Genomic DNA, 17095 nt, shown 5'->3' with positions numbered 1-17095 from the left:
GCTACTTGCACTTTTATAAGAATTAATGAATTTAACCAAATTAGTACTTGGTTTAGCTTCAAATAAAATATGAATATGATCAACCTCCCAATTCGCTTCTTTAACTTGAATACCATATTTAAAACCAATATTATCAAAAATAACCATTAATGAATCGAATATATCTTCATTAATTACATTTCTACGATATTTAATCACCAATACTAAATGATAAGTTAATATGTATACTGAATGCTGATTCCTATTCAAATTACTGCTCATAATAATTATTATAAGAAAATAACTATTTAAAAGTTAAAAAAAATAATAGTATACCCAACTTGCAATTCATCCACAACTTTACAGAAGTTGTGGTATTCTTGCATCATTTAGATAAAAAAGGATTTGTAGTAATTATAAAAATTGTCTAACTATTAATGTTACTACAAATACTAAAATTGAAAAGTATATAATCAGTCGTCCATGTTTGCGGTATAATGGAACTTCTTTTTTCAGATAGAACAATGCTGCTCCATATACTATGCCAATCAATGGATGTATCAATGTTAATATATAACCGATAATTGGAATTATGATGTTTCCTTCATTTTCCATTTTTTCACCTCATTTTTTAATTATTGCACGTTCTGCTGATTGTCCGAAGAAATGATAACCTGATCCTGCTTCAGATATGATATCCAGCAATTCATCAGCATTTGTTACAATAATCCCTCCGGTCATTGTCACACCTTTTTCAAAAAACACATCTGGAATCATGCTTGCCGTAGGTCCTGTAACCAATATTTCGGCTTCAGGTTTCGCCATTTCAAGAAGTTCTGATAAAGTGCCATTCAAAACAGTAACGCCTGTAATTACCAGCAAATCTGCATCTGGAACATATTTGTATGCATCTTCTGCAGGTGCATAAAACTTAAGTTCATGGTCTTTCAATGTACGTGAATCCTGTTCTAAAATTGTAAAGTCACAATCATTGGCTATTAATTTTTTAAGCATTGGAATCAATGCACCGACAACAACGGTCTTGTTGTATTTTGTCACATCTATTTCATCAAAAGCGTCTCTGCCAATGATTGGTATATATGTTGAATCCTCGCTTTCCCATATGATTGTGCTTAATGCATTGAGTGTTGCAATACCCAATGTTCTTCTTAAAACATTATCACAGAAAATATTGTCCAGATATTGTTTTACAGGTACATTTGATAGTTTTCCAGAAAGAGGCATTACCATAGCCGAACTTGGACAGCATACTGCTTCAGGCATTTCCTTAACAGGGGTAAAGCATAATCCTCCATGTCCTGTGGATAATTTAACGCCTGAGAAGAATAATCCGAATACTGCTCTTTCAACAGTAATATTGTCTAGCTTTGATCCTAATCTGTTTACAACAATATCCACGGTATCTTTTAAAAGGTCGTCCATAGTATCACTGAAATTATATATTTTAATTTTGTTTAATAATTTTTTTGCAGTGAAACCTATTGACTTAGAAAAAGTTTTGATAGATAATTAAAAAAGAGCTATTTTAAAAAAAGAAAAAAGGAAGTTAATTAGAATGCAATGCTAGAATAATAACCTTTAAGGTTATAATTATAGTTGTTCCAATTAACAACATTTCCAAATGAATTTCTTGCACTTGTTGGATCTCCTACAATCCAAGTATCGCCAATTAAGACTTGAGTCCAAACGTGTCCGTATGTACTTCCACTTAATGTGAAGTAACATGTTCCATGAGCATATCTTGCAGCAAGGCCTGCAGTTCTATACATAGCTATTAATAAATGAGCCTGGTCAACACAATTTCCGGTTTTAGCATTAAGAGTGCCGACAGCACCATATTTAGTGTTATAATAGAAACTGTAGGATATTGAATCACGTACATAATTGTATATTGCTCTTGCTTTAGCAAGATCGGTTGTTAATCCTGAAGTAAGTGAATTAACAAGTGATTTGATTTTACTGTTTCCTACTTGACAATTGGTGGAAGCAGCCAAATATGCTTTTAAGTTTGTTATAGTATTTTTTGAGTTCAATGAACTTGAACTTGAAGTACTACTGTATGTTTTAATGGATACGTAGTTAGGCATTATGGAATAATCATCATAGAACGCTACAACACGAGCAGTAGCATAAACTAATCCATTGTAACCAATAGTTCCAACTTTTGAACTTACGGAATCTGGCATAGTGCCTTTTGAATTAACAGTATTCACAACACTTTTCGCAACTGAAACGTAATCATAAAGATTTCCTAAAGTAGATGCTTCTTTTGGACTTGCAGGGGCATTCACTGCTTTTACACTGATGTCAGCTTTACTATTTTTATCTAAATTAATAATGGCCTGAGATGCTAGATACATATATTCCGCAAGTGAATAAGTCACACTACCTATTGTAACGGTCTTAGGTAAAGCTTCATTGCCTTCAATGTATTTTTTAACATTTTGTGATGCTGCAATGATTTGTTTTAATGTAACTTTTTCAACTATTGTTATTTTTGATGTACCTGAAGCAAATCCATCAGTATATGAAACGGTGTAAGTTCCTTGTGCCAGTCCTGAAAGGGAAAGTCTTGCTATACCATTTGAGTCTGTTTTTACAGATTGTTCTTTACTGTTCAATGTAAATTTAACAGTTTTTCCGGAAACCTCTTTTCCCTGTCCGTCTAATAATTTCACTGTGAAATTATTATTGGTATTAGGAGGGGAAATTAAATCGCTTGCAGTAAATTTAGTACCGTTAACTAACACATGTTTTGATACTTCAGAAGAAGTATAATATGTGGAGCTTACGGCTGATTTTATTACATAGTATCCTACATCTTCAGAGATAGCTAATTTTGCCACACCATTTCCATCAGTATTTACATTGATGGTTTTTCCATTTAAGGTAAATTGGATTGTGGTATTTGGGAGGACTGATCCGGTTTTATTTTTAAGAGTTATTTGATAAACGGACCCATCTTTATATTCCATAACTAAATCGCTTGCGGTTATACTGGCAGTCTGTTTTGATATTACAACACTGCTTGTTAAGATATTGTAATCTTTTAAACCTGCTTTTGAGTAAGTTGATTTAACTGTATATGTTGCTGGTTTTAAGTTGCCTATACTTAATTTGGCCACACCCGTACTGTCAGTAGTTTTTGACGTGGTTTTTCCGTTTAAAGTAATTTTTATAGTTTTATTGGCCATTGCTTTTCCAGCAGAATCAGTTAATTTAACGGAAAATACTGATCCATCATTGTATTGCATTTTTAAGGTAGTTGCCTTAAGTTTTGTTGTTGAATCTTTTACATATAACTTTTTAGAACCACTAGTTGACTTATAATTGCTGCTTCTTTTAAATTGATACTTAATTGTGTATGTACCTTTTGAAAGAGCAGGAATAGTCAAGGTTGCTTTTCCGTTTGCATTGGTAGTTTTAATCACTTCTTTACCGTTATAAGTAAAGTGGATTTTACCGTTTTTAAGCAATGTGCCTCTACTGTTTTTCAATACAACGGAATAAGAGTATTTGGTTTTAGGAAGTATGTATGCATTTGATCCAGTAATGGTGGTAGGTCCTTTGTTAACAGTAAAAGTTTTTGTTACTGTTTCTTTGGAATAACTATTATAAATTTTTATATTATATTTTCCAGGCTTAAGACTTGCAGTTAATTTTGCAACACCCTTTGAATCAGTTTTTACGGTGTATGTTTTACCGTTAACTGTAAATTTTACATTGGTATTTTTTAAAATGTAATTGTCTTTTAAAAATTTGGCTGTAAATCTTTTATTTTCACCATATCCTTTAACTTGATTGGTTGCGGAAATTGAGGATACTACTTTAATTGTTTTTGTTAAAGAACTTTTTTCATATTCTGAATCTCCAGCAAAATTTATTTTCACTGAATATGATGATGCTTTTTTAAGAGCACTGACGGTAAAATATGCCACACCATTATTATTTGTGGTGTCTGTGTAGGTTTTACTGTTAATTTTTAAGCTAACAGTTTTATTTCCAAGCAGATTACCATCACTATCTTTTAAAGTAACTTTTATTACAGTGCCTGACTGGGAATAACGAGGATTGTTCACATCGATTTTTGTTGTTATGGTTGTTGTGTTAGATGAATCTGATGTTGAATTTTCATCAGCAGTTTGTATATTCTGTGGACTGCTCATGAGCATTTCATTATCAGATGTGTTTGAACCATATTCTAGTGATTCGGAGCTTAATTCCAATTTAGAATCATTTAAATCAGTTAAAGCTACGTCCTCATTTTCTACCATTAAATTAGAACTTTCTGTATTTGTAGCATTACTTATTTCGGTTGCACTAATGCTCCCTATTAAAAAGAATAAGATTAACACAACAGAAATTAATAATGCTGTTTTTTTAATCGAAATATTTACACCTTCTTGGTTCTCACTATGACAATTTTTATTAAAAAAATTACAAATGACTATAATATTTCATAATGAGTGGATAAATATTTATTTATTTATTTATATAAATGTTATTACAACTTTAATATTAAAAATAATTGGTAATACTTATTTTTAGCTTTAAAATATATTCAATCATTCAAAATTTTCAATTTATAATTTTAAATTGATTCAAAAAAAATTAAAATAGTTAGTTTTAGTCTAAATAAATGCCCATGCCCATTGCAGTAATCTGATAGTTGTCTCCACCAAGCCCGACCAGTCCGTATTGGATTTCCAAATCTACAACACAATTTCCCCCAGCTTTTTGTATGATATTGGCTAATTTAATTAAGCATTCATCTTTTCCTTGTTTAAGTTTGTTTGATGTTGTGAGCATAACATTTTCGGGGTCGCTGTTGACCCTTTTTTCTTCCTTTTCAACAATCACTGTTGCATGGTATTGTCCCAGATTTTTATGGTGGCGGTCTAAAATATCTGTGCTTGTTATAAAGTAAAAATCTAAACTGTTGATTTGTTCATTACTTTTCTGTTCATTGAATGGAAGAATCTCTTCAGTTTCAACAACTTCGGGTTCTTTAAGCCCATGTTTGTAGAGAATATTATTAATTTTATTTGAAAAGAATGTGGTTGTCCTTTTGAAAATTCCTAACATGTATGAAATGACACCTATTCCTACAACTATAATAATATAGTTTATTAAAGTTGGAAATGCGGCTTGCAATATTACTCCTATTGAACCGATTGTTATTACATTGAAACCTAATGTAGGATTTTTCAAAATAAACCCGTAAATAACAGTATCAATGAAAAGAATAAATGCACTGATTGCACCTATACTGTCTCCAATAAGCTTATTGGCGAGATATGTTTCTGCATATCCTGCGGCAAGAGGTGCAAATACTAAACCTAAATTCCATCCAAAAATAGCTATTTCAAAATATAAAAAAGCAGCATATACTCCAAGACCAACAGCCGTACCGAATGCAATGCAGGCTATTGCTTCTTTAAGATATGCTAATCTTATTTTTCGTTCTCTAAAATTCATTTTATTCGTATTTTACTGCAGTACCATAAGCAGTAACCAGAATAGTATTTCCCATGGTGCCTCCAAGATTATCATATGAAATCTTGAGCCCGATTATTGCGTTAGCACCTAAACTTTCCGCTTTTTCTTCCATGGTCTTAAGGGCGTTTTCTCTGGCTTTTTCGAGTTCTGCTTCATAAATAGATGTTCTTCCAGCCACTACATCACGAATTCCGGAAAATAAATCTTTATAAATGTTTGAACCTATTAAAAATTCTCCGGTTACAAGGCCTTTATAATCAATTATTTCTTTGGATTCCAGAGTATTTGCTGAAGTTAAAATCATTTATATCCCTATTTAATAAAAGTCATGCATGCCCAGATTATTAAAAAGATTGCAATAACAATATACAGAATTATTTGTGATCGTTTCCTTTGTTTTAATCGTGCGTCCCAAACTTTTTGACAGTCTGGTGAGCATACAAGTTCATTTAATGGTATTGGGGTTCCACAAATTGGACAATGTTTATGAGGGTCTACTGCCATTTTATCATCTCCTTATATTTTAAAAAATTCTTTAGTATTTTTATTAACTTGAACTGCTAATTCTTCTGCATCAATGCCCATGCAAAGTGCAATGGTATTAAGTATATGAGGTAAATATTTTGGTTCATTCCTATTTTTTTTAGGTTTGACATCGAAGTTTTTTGGTATGAGGAATGGTGCATCGGTTTCAATCATTAATTTTTCCGGAGGAATTACACTCACTGCTTCCTGCAAATCTCTTCCTCTTTTCATGTCACAAATCCATCCGGTTACTCCAATGTAACAGCCTAAATCAATGTAGTTTTGAGCTTCTGATTTTGTTCCTGTAAAACAGTGGACTACTGATTTTTCACTTATTCCATCATATTTCTTTAAAATGTTATACAAATCTTCATGTGCTTCTCTTTCATGTAAAAATAAAGGCATATCTAATCTATCGGCAAGCTGTACCTGTGCTTCAAACCATTTCCTCTGAAGGTCCTGTGGTGAAAAATTTCTGTTATAGTCAAGGCCACACTCGCCAATAGCTACAACACAATCTTCTTTAGCTATTTTTTCCAATTCAAACATGCTGTGTCCATTACAGGTTTTTGCATCATGAGGATGAACTCCTGATGTTGAATATAATGTTTCAGGATATTTGGAAGCATATTGTGCTGCAAGCTGGCTTGAATTCACGTTGGTTCCTGTGATGATGAACTGGTTCACACCTACTTTTTTTGCTTCCTCAATTATTTCAACTCTATCCTTTTTAAATGAGGAATGCATTAAATTCAAACCGATGTCGATAAGATTATCCACCTAATCACCTATTCATTGATAATTCTTGTTCCGATGGTTTCTCCGTTGACTGCCTTAATGAGATTTTCCGGTTCAAATCCGTTTGTTATAACGGTTTCAAGATTTGACCTTTTAATCATTTGAACAGCGGTTGTGTCAAAGAACTCATAGGTTCCGGCTTTAACGTCTTTTCCATTTAAAAATTCAAGCAAATCTGTTGCTGTAATTTCAGGAACAAGTTCAGCGTCGTCAAATTTATTAGGATCTTTTGTATACATTCCATCAACGGAAGTTAAATTAATCAGTTTGTCAGCATTGATGTATTCTGCCAATATTGCAGAAACTGCATCTGTACTGTGTGCAGGTTCAGTTCCACCCATAACTATTATCTTGCCAGTTGCTGAAAATTCCAATGCTTCCTGGAAGTTATGAGGAACTCTTTGGTATGCTGCATCTCCAAGCGCTGCTAACATTAATTTAGCGTTAATTCTAGTTACTTCAATTCCAATATCATCACATTGTGCTTCTCCAGCTCCTAAGTCACGAACTACACTAATGTATTCTCTTGCAGGTTTTCCACCGCCAACGACAATGAATAATTCATGTTCTTCGGCTAAATCTTTCAAGATAGCACTGTACTCTTGGAATTTTTTACAATCATATTCTTTAAGCAATATTGATCCACCAATTGCAACAACAATTTTCATATATTCACCTTATAGTAATTTATAAATTATATGTTATTTAAATCTTAATTAATTAGAAATTTTAAAATATTATTTTAATTGTGTTGGGGTGCTTTATCAATGGATTTGAGTAATCAGATATATGTTAGAAAATCTTGTAGAAAGTATTTGGATGATGAAATCGATTTGAGTGGTATTCATGAATTCATTTCAAATGTGAATCCTTTAACAGAGGATATTCATTATCATTATGAAATCTTTAAAAGAGATGAAGTAAGCCTAAAAACACCTTGGAGTGCTCCCTATTATTTGGCGCTATACTCTGAGAAGAAGGATTTGGGTTTAGTCAATATAGGATTTGTATTTCAGCAGGGGTGTCTGTTTTTACAAAGCATAGGCATTGGCAGCTGTTGGGTTGGAATGGCTTCAATAAAAGAAAAAGACCCTGAATTTGTAATTTTGATAGCCTTTGGTAAATCAGATGAAATGACTCGCGATGTATCAAACTTTAAAAGGAAATCCCTATCAGAAATCAGTGATTTTGAGGATGAAAAGTTAATTCCCGCACAGCTTGCTCCTTCAGCTATTAATTCCCAGCCATGGTATTTTAAACACACTTCAGATGGTTTTGATGTATATCAGGTTAAACAGAATATTTTAAAAAGGCAAATTCTTAAAAAATGGAATCCTATTGATGTTGGAATTGCCTTGTCTCATTTGTATGTTTCAAATGAAAACACTTTTGAATTTGAAGTTAAAAATAGTTTTGATGACTTAAAAGGTTATACTTATATCGGAAGTATAAAAATTTAAAAAAAAGAAAAATGAGAGGATTTAAGCATCCTCTGATATTAATCCTTTGTGTAACAAACCGGCAATTATTGCACCAATAATTGGAGCTAAAATAAATACCCAAACTTGTTGTAATGCTTGTCCTCCAAGGAACAGTGCTGGAGCTAAACTTCTTGCAGGGTTAACTGAAGTACCTGTTAATGGAATACCTAGTATATGTACGAATGCAAGAGTTAAACCTATTACAATACCTGCAACCGCTCCGTTTTCTGCTTTTTTAGTGACTCCAAGTACAGTAAATACAAATACAAAGGTTAATATTATTTCGACAATTATGGCTCCGACTACATTAAGTCCGACACTTGATGCAGATCCGAATCCATTTTGACCTAATCCAGTAGCCATATATCCTCCAAGGCTTGGAGCGGAGTTAATTATAACAGCAAGGATTGCAATACCTATGATTGCTCCGATACATTGGAAAACGATGTACATGATTAAATCTTTTGTTTCCATTCTTCCATCAATCCACATGCCTATTGAAACAGCAGGATTGACGTGACATCCGGAGATGTCTCCAATCACATAAGCCATAGCCACGATAGATAAACCGAATGCTAATGCAATTCCGAGGTTACCTAATACGGAACCGGCTATAGCTGCACTTCCACATCCGAAAAGAACAAGTACCATTGTTCCGATTAATTCTGAAATATATCTTTTCATAAATTTCACTTCTATTTTGTAATTCTTTTTGCTACTGTTAAATTTATATTACTTTTTATTTTTAATATTTTCTAAATCTTCTATATCCTAAATATGCAATGAATAATACGAATAAAATCAATATGAATGGGAATGCTTTGAGTAAGAATGAATCATTGACTTTATCGAAACTATATTCTTTATTAAAGCCCATATGTTTTGCATCAGTATGGTTTTGGGTTATTTTAGCAAAATTATAAAGCAGATCATAATAACCTATATGTGCTCCCTCGTACTCAATTGAGTCTGGGGCACGTCCATTTGCATCCATATAATTTCTAACTATTCCTGCCATATTTATATAATCATAAATTGAATATTTGTCTTTTACTAAAAATGAAATGCCCATAGGATTTTCAGGTCCGGCCATTGCCTTTGGAATATCCAATCCATTTCCATTCAAATAGGAACTTGCTTGATAAAGCAACTGTGCCGCTGAGTAATTTCCATAAGTGCCATTCATTTGAGTATCGTTACTGGCAATCAGTGCTTTACTTGCATTTGCGAGAGTGCTTGGAGCTATCTTGTTTGATACAATCATATTGTCACTGAATATCTTTGTATCATTTCCATGTGCATTGACTATGTCAACAATTTCCTTAGCTATTTGTTCGTTCATTTTGTCATCGTATCTGTCGATATAACCGTTTCTTCCATTGTCTGGGAATTCTTTTAATGGCTGGATGTAGTATATTCCATCATTTTTTAGGAATGTTCCTGGATCATGCATTCCCATAAATGTTTCATTGGAATAATTGTCATCCCAAGCACGTCTAAGGTAATTGGTGTGATTATCCAAATCATAATCTCCAGTATTCACTAAAACAATTTGTTTATTGGTATCTTTTGTAGCTGTTGCTAATTGTAAGAAATTCCCTGCATCACATGCGGCTAAACATATGCTTACATCACTTGTTACTTGAATTGCCCGATATCCTTCTCCTGGTGAAGGTGCCTGGTTGTCAACAATTACTTGAAGTTCACCTCCACTAATTTCTTCTATGTACTTTTTAATTGAATTCAGCATATCAACGTCAGTATCATGGTCTATGAGGTTATCGGAAGTTATGAACACTGTTTTGGATGCGGTAACTCCCTGAACCATTGGTGAGACAATTAATAATGCTAATAGTAGTATTGCAATTTTCTTTTTCATATCTCTGTACCTTAACTTTGATTAATATTTAGTTATTATTTTTATAATTAAAATATTTTATTGATTTATTTTTATTAAATTTCTTTTATACTATCATATTTTTTTATTTTATCAATTTAAATTCAGTTTAAAGCATAAATTTAAATACATTGTTTTTTAATAAGTAATTTGAGGATTTAGAAAGATTATCTTTTATTTTAAGTTCAATTTAATAGGATTTTGTGAAAATTTAATTCGATATGTTGAATTGAAAATAATTGTTTAATTTTTGTCAAAATATTCTGGTGAAATATTTTGTGTTGGATGTCTCGATAAGAGTTATTCCATTAAATTATCAATCATTTTTAAATTCAATGGGTTAAAATTATTATTTCAAAAAACTAACCTAAAATAAAAAGTTTAATTGCTGGTTAATAGTTTTCCTAATTAATGGTATGTAATTGTCCTCGAAATTAGGTGATTAAATATGTTTAAAAATAGTAAAAAAACAGCTATTAGCAATCACTTTCTAATTTCACTGTTGTTTGTTATTTTAGTAGTTACTTCTGTTGGGGTAAGTATGGATAACATTTATGCTCTGGATTTAAATCAGAGTGATTTTGGAATGGGGAGTGAATTAAATATTGAAGATAAACTAGAAAATTCTCATGATGAAATATTGACTATGAATGTTGAAAGTGATTATTCGTTAAGTGTTGATGAAAACAATGAACTTTTAGGAGCAAAAATAACTCCTGTTTCTGGAAATACTTTTGCAGATATTAGAAAAGCAATTAAAAGTGCCAATAGTGGGGATACATTAAAATTAAGTGGCACATATAATGCAGAAAAGAAGTATGATAAAATCGTGGTGAACAAAAAAATATTTTTTACTGCAGATTCGACTGCAACACTGAACGGTAAGGGAATGTCTCAGATAATGTTTCTCAATGCGTCTGCGGCAGGATCCACATTCAATAATATCAAATTTATTAATGGAAATACGTCAGGATTAGGTGGTGCTATTAGAATTGAGACAAAAAACATAGAGTTTACGAATTGTATTTTTAAGGGTAATGCTGCGTTGAGAGGAGGTGCAGTTTCCACGATGGGAGACAATGTGACTGCAGTTAATATGAAAGTAAAAAACTGTCAGTTCATATCTAATCATGCTCTGGTTAGCTCAGGTGCATTAGAGGTCTATGGAGATAATTCTATTGTTGAAAATTGTTTATTTGATTCAAACAGTGCTTATGGTGATCCTAGGGGTTATGTTCCATATGGTGGTGCAATTCAAGTTGGATTGGATGATTATAAAGCAAGAGTAACAGTCTCTGGATGTAAATTTATAAATAATCATGTAGATTCTGATAGCAGTTGGGCACATGGGGGTGCAGGATGTGTACGTAACGGTACAATTTATCAAAATTGTATCTTTATCAATAACTCCGCATCTCAGGGTGGAGCATTAACCTACCACGCTTCAGGATTGATTAAAAATTGTACATTTATGGATAATTACGCTAGATATTATGGTGGGGCATTAGCAACAGGATACTTATATTCAACAATGGATTTAGACATTGTTCAATGTGATTTTGATGGAAATGCTGCTCCAATTGGTGGAGCCATACAATTAAACGGTATGAATGTTAATGTTAAAGATTGTAAATTCAACAATAACAATGCTTCAACATATGGTGGGGCTGTTTGTATAAATGCAAAATCAGTAAATATTGATGATTCATCATTTAACAATAACATTGCAAATATTGATGGAGGTGCGGTTTTTATAAATGGAACAAACACCAATATTGCAGGTTCTTCATTTATTTCAAATGATGCAATTCCTGACGTCAGTAAATTAAATGACGGATTGGGTGGTGCAATATACATCAACAGTACTTATGCAATAGTTAAAGATAATGATTTCAGTTATAATACTGCAAGAAACGGTAGTGCAATCTATTATGATAAGTCAGGATTTGATTTAAAATTAACCAATAACACATTATACCAAAATCAGGCATGGGTTTATGCATTGCCTATTTATGCAAAAGATATTTACTTCGGCGAAACCGAAACAATAGGCTCAATTATTCATGGTGGTAACAACATTGGAAAATACGGAAATTTAGCCGTATCCAATGCAATATACAATGCTGCGGATAACACCTACATAAATATTGACGGCCAGACTCCAGTTTCAGGAGCAAATACTCAAGATAAGTTATATCAGGATGACTGTGAATACAATATGGGGATATTATTAACAGTAAAACATGAAGACGGCAGCATTGTTTACAATAAAACATTAAATTCTAATGTGTTTGGTGAAGTTAGTGATAATTTAAACAATCTAAAAGTTGGAAAATACTATGTAACTGCAATGCATTTTGAAGATACATATTATAAATCAATTACCAACTCAACAACATTCACAGTAACTGCACAGGTAGATGATAAAGTCAGAAAATCCGTTTCTCCTGAAGTTATAAATTATGATGACATTGTTATCTGGACATTGAATATTACAAATAACGGTCCAAGTAACGCAACAAATGTTGTTGTAAGGGATATTTTACCTGATGGATTAATCTGGTTGGAAGACAATACAAATGGAGATTATAATCCGAAAACCGGTACTTTAACAATTGACTTTTTGGAAGTGGGTGAAATTTATATTGTCACAATCAAGACCCAGATTAACAAAACAGGGGAAATTGTTAACAATGTAAATGTTACAGCTGATGAATATGATTACAATATAACAAACAACCACGACCAATCTAAGATAAATGTTGATTCAGCAGCTGATCTTGCTGTCGTAAAAACTGTTAATGTGACTACTGTCAATATGGGCGATTTTGTAAAATGGACAATAACTGTTACAAATAACGGTCCTGATGTTGCAACAAGAGTAATTGCAAACGATTTGCTTCCAAAATCTTTAATCTGGGATAGTGATGATTCAAATGGGAAGTATAATCATGAAACTGGAGTATGGAACATCGGTACATTAAATAACGGCAAGAGCGCTACATTGCATATAACATGTAAAGTTAATGCAACCGGAACTATTGAAAATGAAGTTTCAGTATCAGGACAACAATACGATTGGAATAAATCAAATAACCAAGATAGTGACAAAATAAAGGTTAATCCTGCATGTGATTTAGCTATTGTTAAAGTTGTTAGTGAAAGTGTTGTTAATTATACTGATGTTGTTAAATGGACTTTGACTGTTACTAATTATGGTCCAAATGCTGCTAGTGGTGTTAAAATTTATGATACTTTGCCTAATGGATTTATTTATTTGAATTCTACCAAACCGTTAAATAATGGTGTTGTTGACATTGGTAGTTTAGGTGTTGGCGGTTCTGTCAGTGTTGATATTTACTGCAGAGCTAATATCACTGGCAGTTTTGTTAATGTTGCAAGCGTCAAAGGAAATCAACATGATTATAATCCTGACAATAATAAGGACAATGCTTCCATTTTCATAAAACCTGCATCCGATTTGGGTATTAAAAAATCAGTGAATAATTCAAGGCCGGATTTGGGAGATTTAATTGAATGGACAATTACCGTTACAAATAATGGTCCAAATACAGCTACTGAAGTAAAAGTTAAAGAAGTTCTTCCAGAATCATTAATATTTGTTAGATCAAGCGGTAACTATAACAATAATACTGGAATTTGGAATGTTGGAACTTTAAATAATAGAGGTACTGCTAGTTTGTCTGTTGTTTGTAGGGTTAATGCTACTGGCGTTATTGAGAATGTTGTTAGCGTTTCCGGCAATGAGTTTGATTGGGATATGTCTAATAATTATGATTCTGAGGTTGTTAATGTTAGTCCGGCCTGTGATTTGGCTGTTGTTAAAGTTGTTAGTGAAAGTGTTGTTAATTATACTGATGTTGTTAAATGGACTTTGACTGTTACTAATTATGGTCCAAATGCTGCTAGTGGTGTTAAAATTTATGATACTTTGCCTAAGGGCTTTGTTTATTTAAATTCCACAAAACCGTTAAATAAAGGGGTTATTGATATTGGCAGTTTAGGTGTTGGCAGTTCTGTTAGTGTTGATATCTATACTAGAGTCAATGTCACTGGAAGTTTCGTTAATGTTGCAAGCGTCAAAGGTAATGAGTTTGATCAAAATCCTATCAATAACAGAGACAATGCTTCCATTTTAGTGAAACCTGCAGCGGATTTAGGTGTTGTTAAAGATGTTAATGCTTCAGAAGTAAACATTAACGATTTGATAAAATGGACAATAACTGTTACAAATAATGGTCCGAATGCCGCTACTGGAGTAAAAGTCAGTGATAAACTTCCAAAAACTTTAATTTGGATTAATGATGATTCAAATGGGAAATATAATCACAATTCCGGAGTATGGAATGTTGGAACTTTAAGTAATGGTGGCACTGCTAGTTTGTCTGTTGTTTGTAGGGTTAATGCTACTGGCGTTATTGAGAATGTTGTTAGCGTTTCCGGCAATGAGTTTGATTGGGATATGTCTAATAATTATGATTCTGAGGTTGTTAATGTTAGTCCGGCCTGTGATTTGGCTGTTGTTAAAGTTGTTAGTGAAAGTGTTGTTAATTATACTGATGTTGTTAAATGGACTTTGACTGTTACTAATTATGGTCCAAATGCTGCTAGTGGTGTTAAAATTTATGATACTTTGCCTAAGGGCTTTGTTTATTTAAATTCCACAAAACCGTTAAATAAAGGGGTTATTGATATTGGCAGTTTAGGTGTTGGCAGTTCTGTTAGTGTTGATATCTATACTAGAGTCAATGTCACTGGAAGTTTCGTTAATGTTGCAAGCGTCAAAGGTAATGAGTTTGATCAAAATCCTATCAATAATAGAGATAATGCTTCCATATTCGTTAAACCTGCAACTGATTTAACAGTAACAAAACATGTAAATGAATCTTCACCAAACTATCAGGATTTAGTTAAATGGACAATAACTGTGACTAATAATGGTCCTGATGCTGCTACTGGAGTTATCATTTCTGACCTGCTTCCAGTTGGATTAATATGGAGCAGTGATGATTCAAATGGCAAATATAATCATAATTCTGGTATTTGGAATGTTGGAACCTTAAGTAAAGGTGAAACAAAACATTTAAACATAATTTCCAGAGTTAATGCAACTGGTGAATTTGTCAATAATGTATCAGTCACAGGTAAAGAGTTTGACTGGAATAAATCCAATAATGAATATAACAAAACAATCAAAGTTGCCAATGCTTCAGATTTAAAAGTTATAAAATTGGTAAATCAATCAACTGTTGATTATCTCCAGTTTGTTAAATGGACAGTAATAGCCATCAATAACGGTCCAAATAAAGCTACAGGGGTTTATGTTGAGGATAGTTTGCCGGAAGGCTTAAAAATGGTCAATTACACTGCAACAAAAGGATTTTATGACAATGGTGTCTGGGCGGTTTGCTGCATTGAACCTGGTGAAAACCAAACTTTGGAATTGATTTGTGAGGTTACAAAAACTGGGGATTTAACCAATGTTGCGACAATCAAAGGCAATGAATATGATCCTGATTTGTCCAATAATGTTGATAACAATACTGTTTCAGTTCCAAAATCTTCAGATTTGTCTGTCACAAAGACCGTAGACAATTCATATCCTGATTATGGGGATATTGTTGAATGGACAATAACTGTTACAAATAACGGTCCTGATGACAGTGATGATGTATTGGTGGTTGATATATTGCCTGACGGCTTAGAGTTAATAAGTTACAGCTGTAGTGCAGGCACTTATTATGATGGCATTTGGCAATTAAATCATTTAAGTTTAGGTGAAAGCCAATATCTGATGCTTCGTTGTTTAATAAATAGGTTAAATGATATTGAAAACATTGTAAGTGTTATTCCATCACAATATGACTGGAATGAATCAAATAACGATGATAGTGAGAAAATTTCTGTCAATCCAATTGCGGACATGTCAATAATTAAATTTGCCAATGTTACTCAAGCAAATTATTTGGATTTAATTAAATGGACATTGATTGTAAAAAACAATGGTCCTAACGATGCATCCAATGTATTTGTAAGTGATGTAATTCCAAAAGGTTTGGAGATTGTTGATGTGTATGGTGGAAAATTAGAAGATTCACTATTCTATATTGGTGATTTGTTAAACGGCCAATCCGTAAAATTAGAAATTGTATGTAAAATCAAAGCTACAGGCAATTTTGTGAATGCTGCTGAAGTATGGGCTAGTGAAACTGACCCTGATTTAAGCAACAATGATGCTAAAGAGTCTGTATTTGTGAGACCTGCTAGTGACATCTCCATTACAAAGACAGTTTCTAAATATAAGTATTCAGTGGGAGATTTGGTTAAATTTTCCATTAAACTGACAAATAACGGACCTGATAAAGCAGAAAATGTTGAAGTTCGTGAGATTATGGATAATTCATTATTGTTTAAGTCATTTAAGGCTAGCGGGGGTGACTTTGATGAGGAGAACAATGTCTGGTCATTGGATGAGTTGGATGTTGGTGAATCAGCATTCTTAAAAGTCAATGCAATAGCTAAAAAACCGGGAACTGCAAATAATAATGTTGTTGCAAAAAGTGACAATTATGACTCTGATTTGAACAATAATAATGATACTGTAACTATAAATGTTTCCAATAAACATAATCCTGTAGATAATGTTAAAAAAGAGCATGTAAAAAATCATGAGGAAGAATTAATTAAATATTCTGAATCTGTTCTTAAAAAACATGTTTCAGGTAATCCGTTTATGGTAATCATATTGTTGTTTGTTTTTAGTATGGGTGCAGTTTGTGGTAAGAATATATTGAAGAGAAGATGATTTTAAGTAGCTTTCGAGCTACTTTTTTATTTTTTTTGAAACGATTTTTCGAAATTTTGCAAGTATTAA

General features: G+C 32.6%; 13 protein-coding genes. 2 read left to right on the top strand and 11 right to left on the bottom strand.

Features of this window, described 5'->3' with window-relative positions:
- The 9 genes from tnpA to pyrH form a co-directional block, all read right to left on the bottom strand.
- Positions 1 to 261, bottom strand: a 261-nt coding sequence (gene tnpA, locus E7Z81_RS12080) for an IS200/IS605 family transposase (protein ID WP_367263253.1), incomplete at its 3' end; no start/stop codon positions are given.
- A gap of 132 nt (positions 262 to 393) precedes the next feature.
- Positions 394 to 594 carry a hypothetical protein gene (locus tag E7Z81_RS10640; RefSeq protein WP_292747585.1) on the bottom strand — a complete coding sequence of 67 codons (201 nt, stop codon included), beginning with the start codon at positions 592 to 594 and terminating at the stop codon, positions 394 to 396.
- A 9-nt stretch (positions 595 to 603) separates the two neighbouring features.
- The gene (locus tag E7Z81_RS10635; RefSeq protein WP_292747582.1) at positions 604 to 1422 is read right to left on the bottom strand and encodes a DUF364 domain-containing protein; all 819 of its coding nucleotides are present in this window, start codon (positions 1420 to 1422) and stop codon (positions 604 to 606) included.
- A gap of 128 nt (positions 1423 to 1550) precedes the next feature.
- Entirely contained in the window at positions 1551 to 4274 is a 2724-nt protein-coding gene (locus E7Z81_RS10630; protein WP_292747580.1) for an Ig-like domain-containing protein, read from the bottom strand.
- 352 nt (positions 4275 to 4626) lie between these two features.
- Positions 4627 to 5478, bottom strand: a complete 852-nt coding sequence (locus tag E7Z81_RS10625; protein WP_292747577.1) for a hypothetical protein — start codon at positions 5476 to 5478, stop codon at positions 4627 to 4629.
- Between the two features lies 1 nt (position 5479).
- Positions 5480 to 5803 carry a YbjQ family protein gene (locus tag E7Z81_RS10620; protein ID WP_292747575.1) on the bottom strand — a complete coding sequence of 108 codons (324 nt, stop codon included), beginning with the start codon at positions 5801 to 5803 and terminating at the stop codon, positions 5480 to 5482.
- A gap of 8 nt (positions 5804 to 5811) precedes the next feature.
- Entirely contained in the window at positions 5812 to 6003 is a 192-nt protein-coding gene (locus E7Z81_RS10615) for a DUF2116 family Zn-ribbon domain-containing protein (RefSeq protein ID WP_292747573.1), read from the bottom strand.
- 12 nt (positions 6004 to 6015) lie between these two features.
- Positions 6016 to 6804, bottom strand: a complete 789-nt coding sequence (locus E7Z81_RS10610) for a TatD family hydrolase (protein ID WP_292747570.1) — start codon at positions 6802 to 6804, stop codon at positions 6016 to 6018.
- A gap of 8 nt (positions 6805 to 6812) precedes the next feature.
- On the bottom strand, positions 6813 to 7490 hold the full coding sequence (gene pyrH / locus E7Z81_RS10605) for a UMP kinase (protein ID WP_292747567.1): 678 nt from the start codon (positions 7488 to 7490) through the stop codon (positions 6813 to 6815).
- 99 nt (positions 7491 to 7589) lie between these two features.
- On the opposite strand from pyrH, the gene E7Z81_RS10600 reads away from it, so the two are divergent.
- Positions 7590 to 8282: a nitroreductase family protein gene (locus E7Z81_RS10600; protein WP_292747564.1), complete on the top strand. Its 693-nt coding sequence runs from the start codon at positions 7590 to 7592 to the stop codon at positions 8280 to 8282.
- Between the two features lie 21 nt (positions 8283 to 8303).
- Here the strand turns inward: E7Z81_RS10600 and E7Z81_RS10595 are convergent, their stop codons facing one another.
- On the bottom strand, positions 8304 to 8987 hold the full coding sequence (locus tag E7Z81_RS10595) for an MIP family channel protein (RefSeq protein ID WP_292747561.1): 684 nt from the start codon (positions 8985 to 8987) through the stop codon (positions 8304 to 8306).
- A gap of 61 nt (positions 8988 to 9048) precedes the next feature.
- A complete protein-coding gene (locus E7Z81_RS10590; protein WP_292747558.1) occupies positions 9049 to 10182 on the bottom strand; it encodes an adhesin in 1134 nt (377 codons plus the stop codon).
- 466 nt (positions 10183 to 10648) lie between these two features.
- Between E7Z81_RS10590 and E7Z81_RS10585 the strand changes: the two genes are divergently transcribed.
- Positions 10649 to 17026 (top strand): hypothetical protein, encoded by a 6378-nt coding sequence (locus E7Z81_RS10585; protein WP_292747555.1) that lies wholly within the window; start codon positions 10649 to 10651, stop codon positions 17024 to 17026.
- Positions 17027 to 17095 lie beyond the last annotated feature (69 nt).

Origin of the sequence: Methanobrevibacter sp., from assembly GCF_015062935.1 — an archaeon.
Lineage (GTDB): Archaea > Methanobacteriota > Methanobacteria > Methanobacteriales > Methanobacteriaceae > Methanocatella.
The sequence above is the reverse complement of the archived record's forward strand: the minus strand, read 5'-3'. Positions and strand labels throughout refer to the sequence as shown.

Coding starts and splice junctions, on each gene's coding strand:
- E7Z81_RS10640 (WP_292747585.1), bottom strand. CDS start 594: ATGGAAAATGAAGGAAACATCATAATTCCAATTATCGGTTATATATTA.
- E7Z81_RS10595 (WP_292747561.1), bottom strand. CDS start 8,987: ATGAAAAGATATATTTCAGAATTAATCGGAACAATGGTACTTGTTCTT.
- E7Z81_RS10600 (WP_292747564.1), top strand. CDS start 7,590: ATGGATTTGAGTAATCAGATATATGTTAGAAAATCTTGTAGAAAGTAT.
- E7Z81_RS10590 (WP_292747558.1), bottom strand. CDS start 10,182: ATGAAAAAGAAAATTGCAATACTACTATTAGCATTATTAATTGTCTCA.
- E7Z81_RS10615 (WP_292747573.1), bottom strand. CDS start 6,003: ATGGCAGTAGACCCTCATAAACATTGTCCAATTTGTGGAACCCCAATA.
- E7Z81_RS10630 (WP_292747580.1), bottom strand. CDS start 4,274: ATGGTAGAAAATGAGGACGTAGCTTTAACTGATTTAAATGATTCTAAA.
- E7Z81_RS10585 (WP_292747555.1), top strand. CDS start 10,649: ATGTTTAAAAATAGTAAAAAAACAGCTATTAGCAATCACTTTCTAATT.
- pyrH (WP_292747567.1), bottom strand. CDS start 7,490: ATGAAAATTGTTGTTGCAATTGGTGGATCAATATTGCTTAAAGAATAT.
- E7Z81_RS10635 (WP_292747582.1), bottom strand. CDS start 1,422: ATGGACGACCTTTTAAAAGATACCGTGGATATTGTTGTAAACAGATTA.
- E7Z81_RS10625 (WP_292747577.1), bottom strand. CDS start 5,478: ATGAATTTTAGAGAACGAAAAATAAGATTAGCATATCTTAAAGAAGCA.
- E7Z81_RS10620 (WP_292747575.1), bottom strand. CDS start 5,803: ATGATTTTAACTTCAGCAAATACTCTGGAATCCAAAGAAATAATTGAT.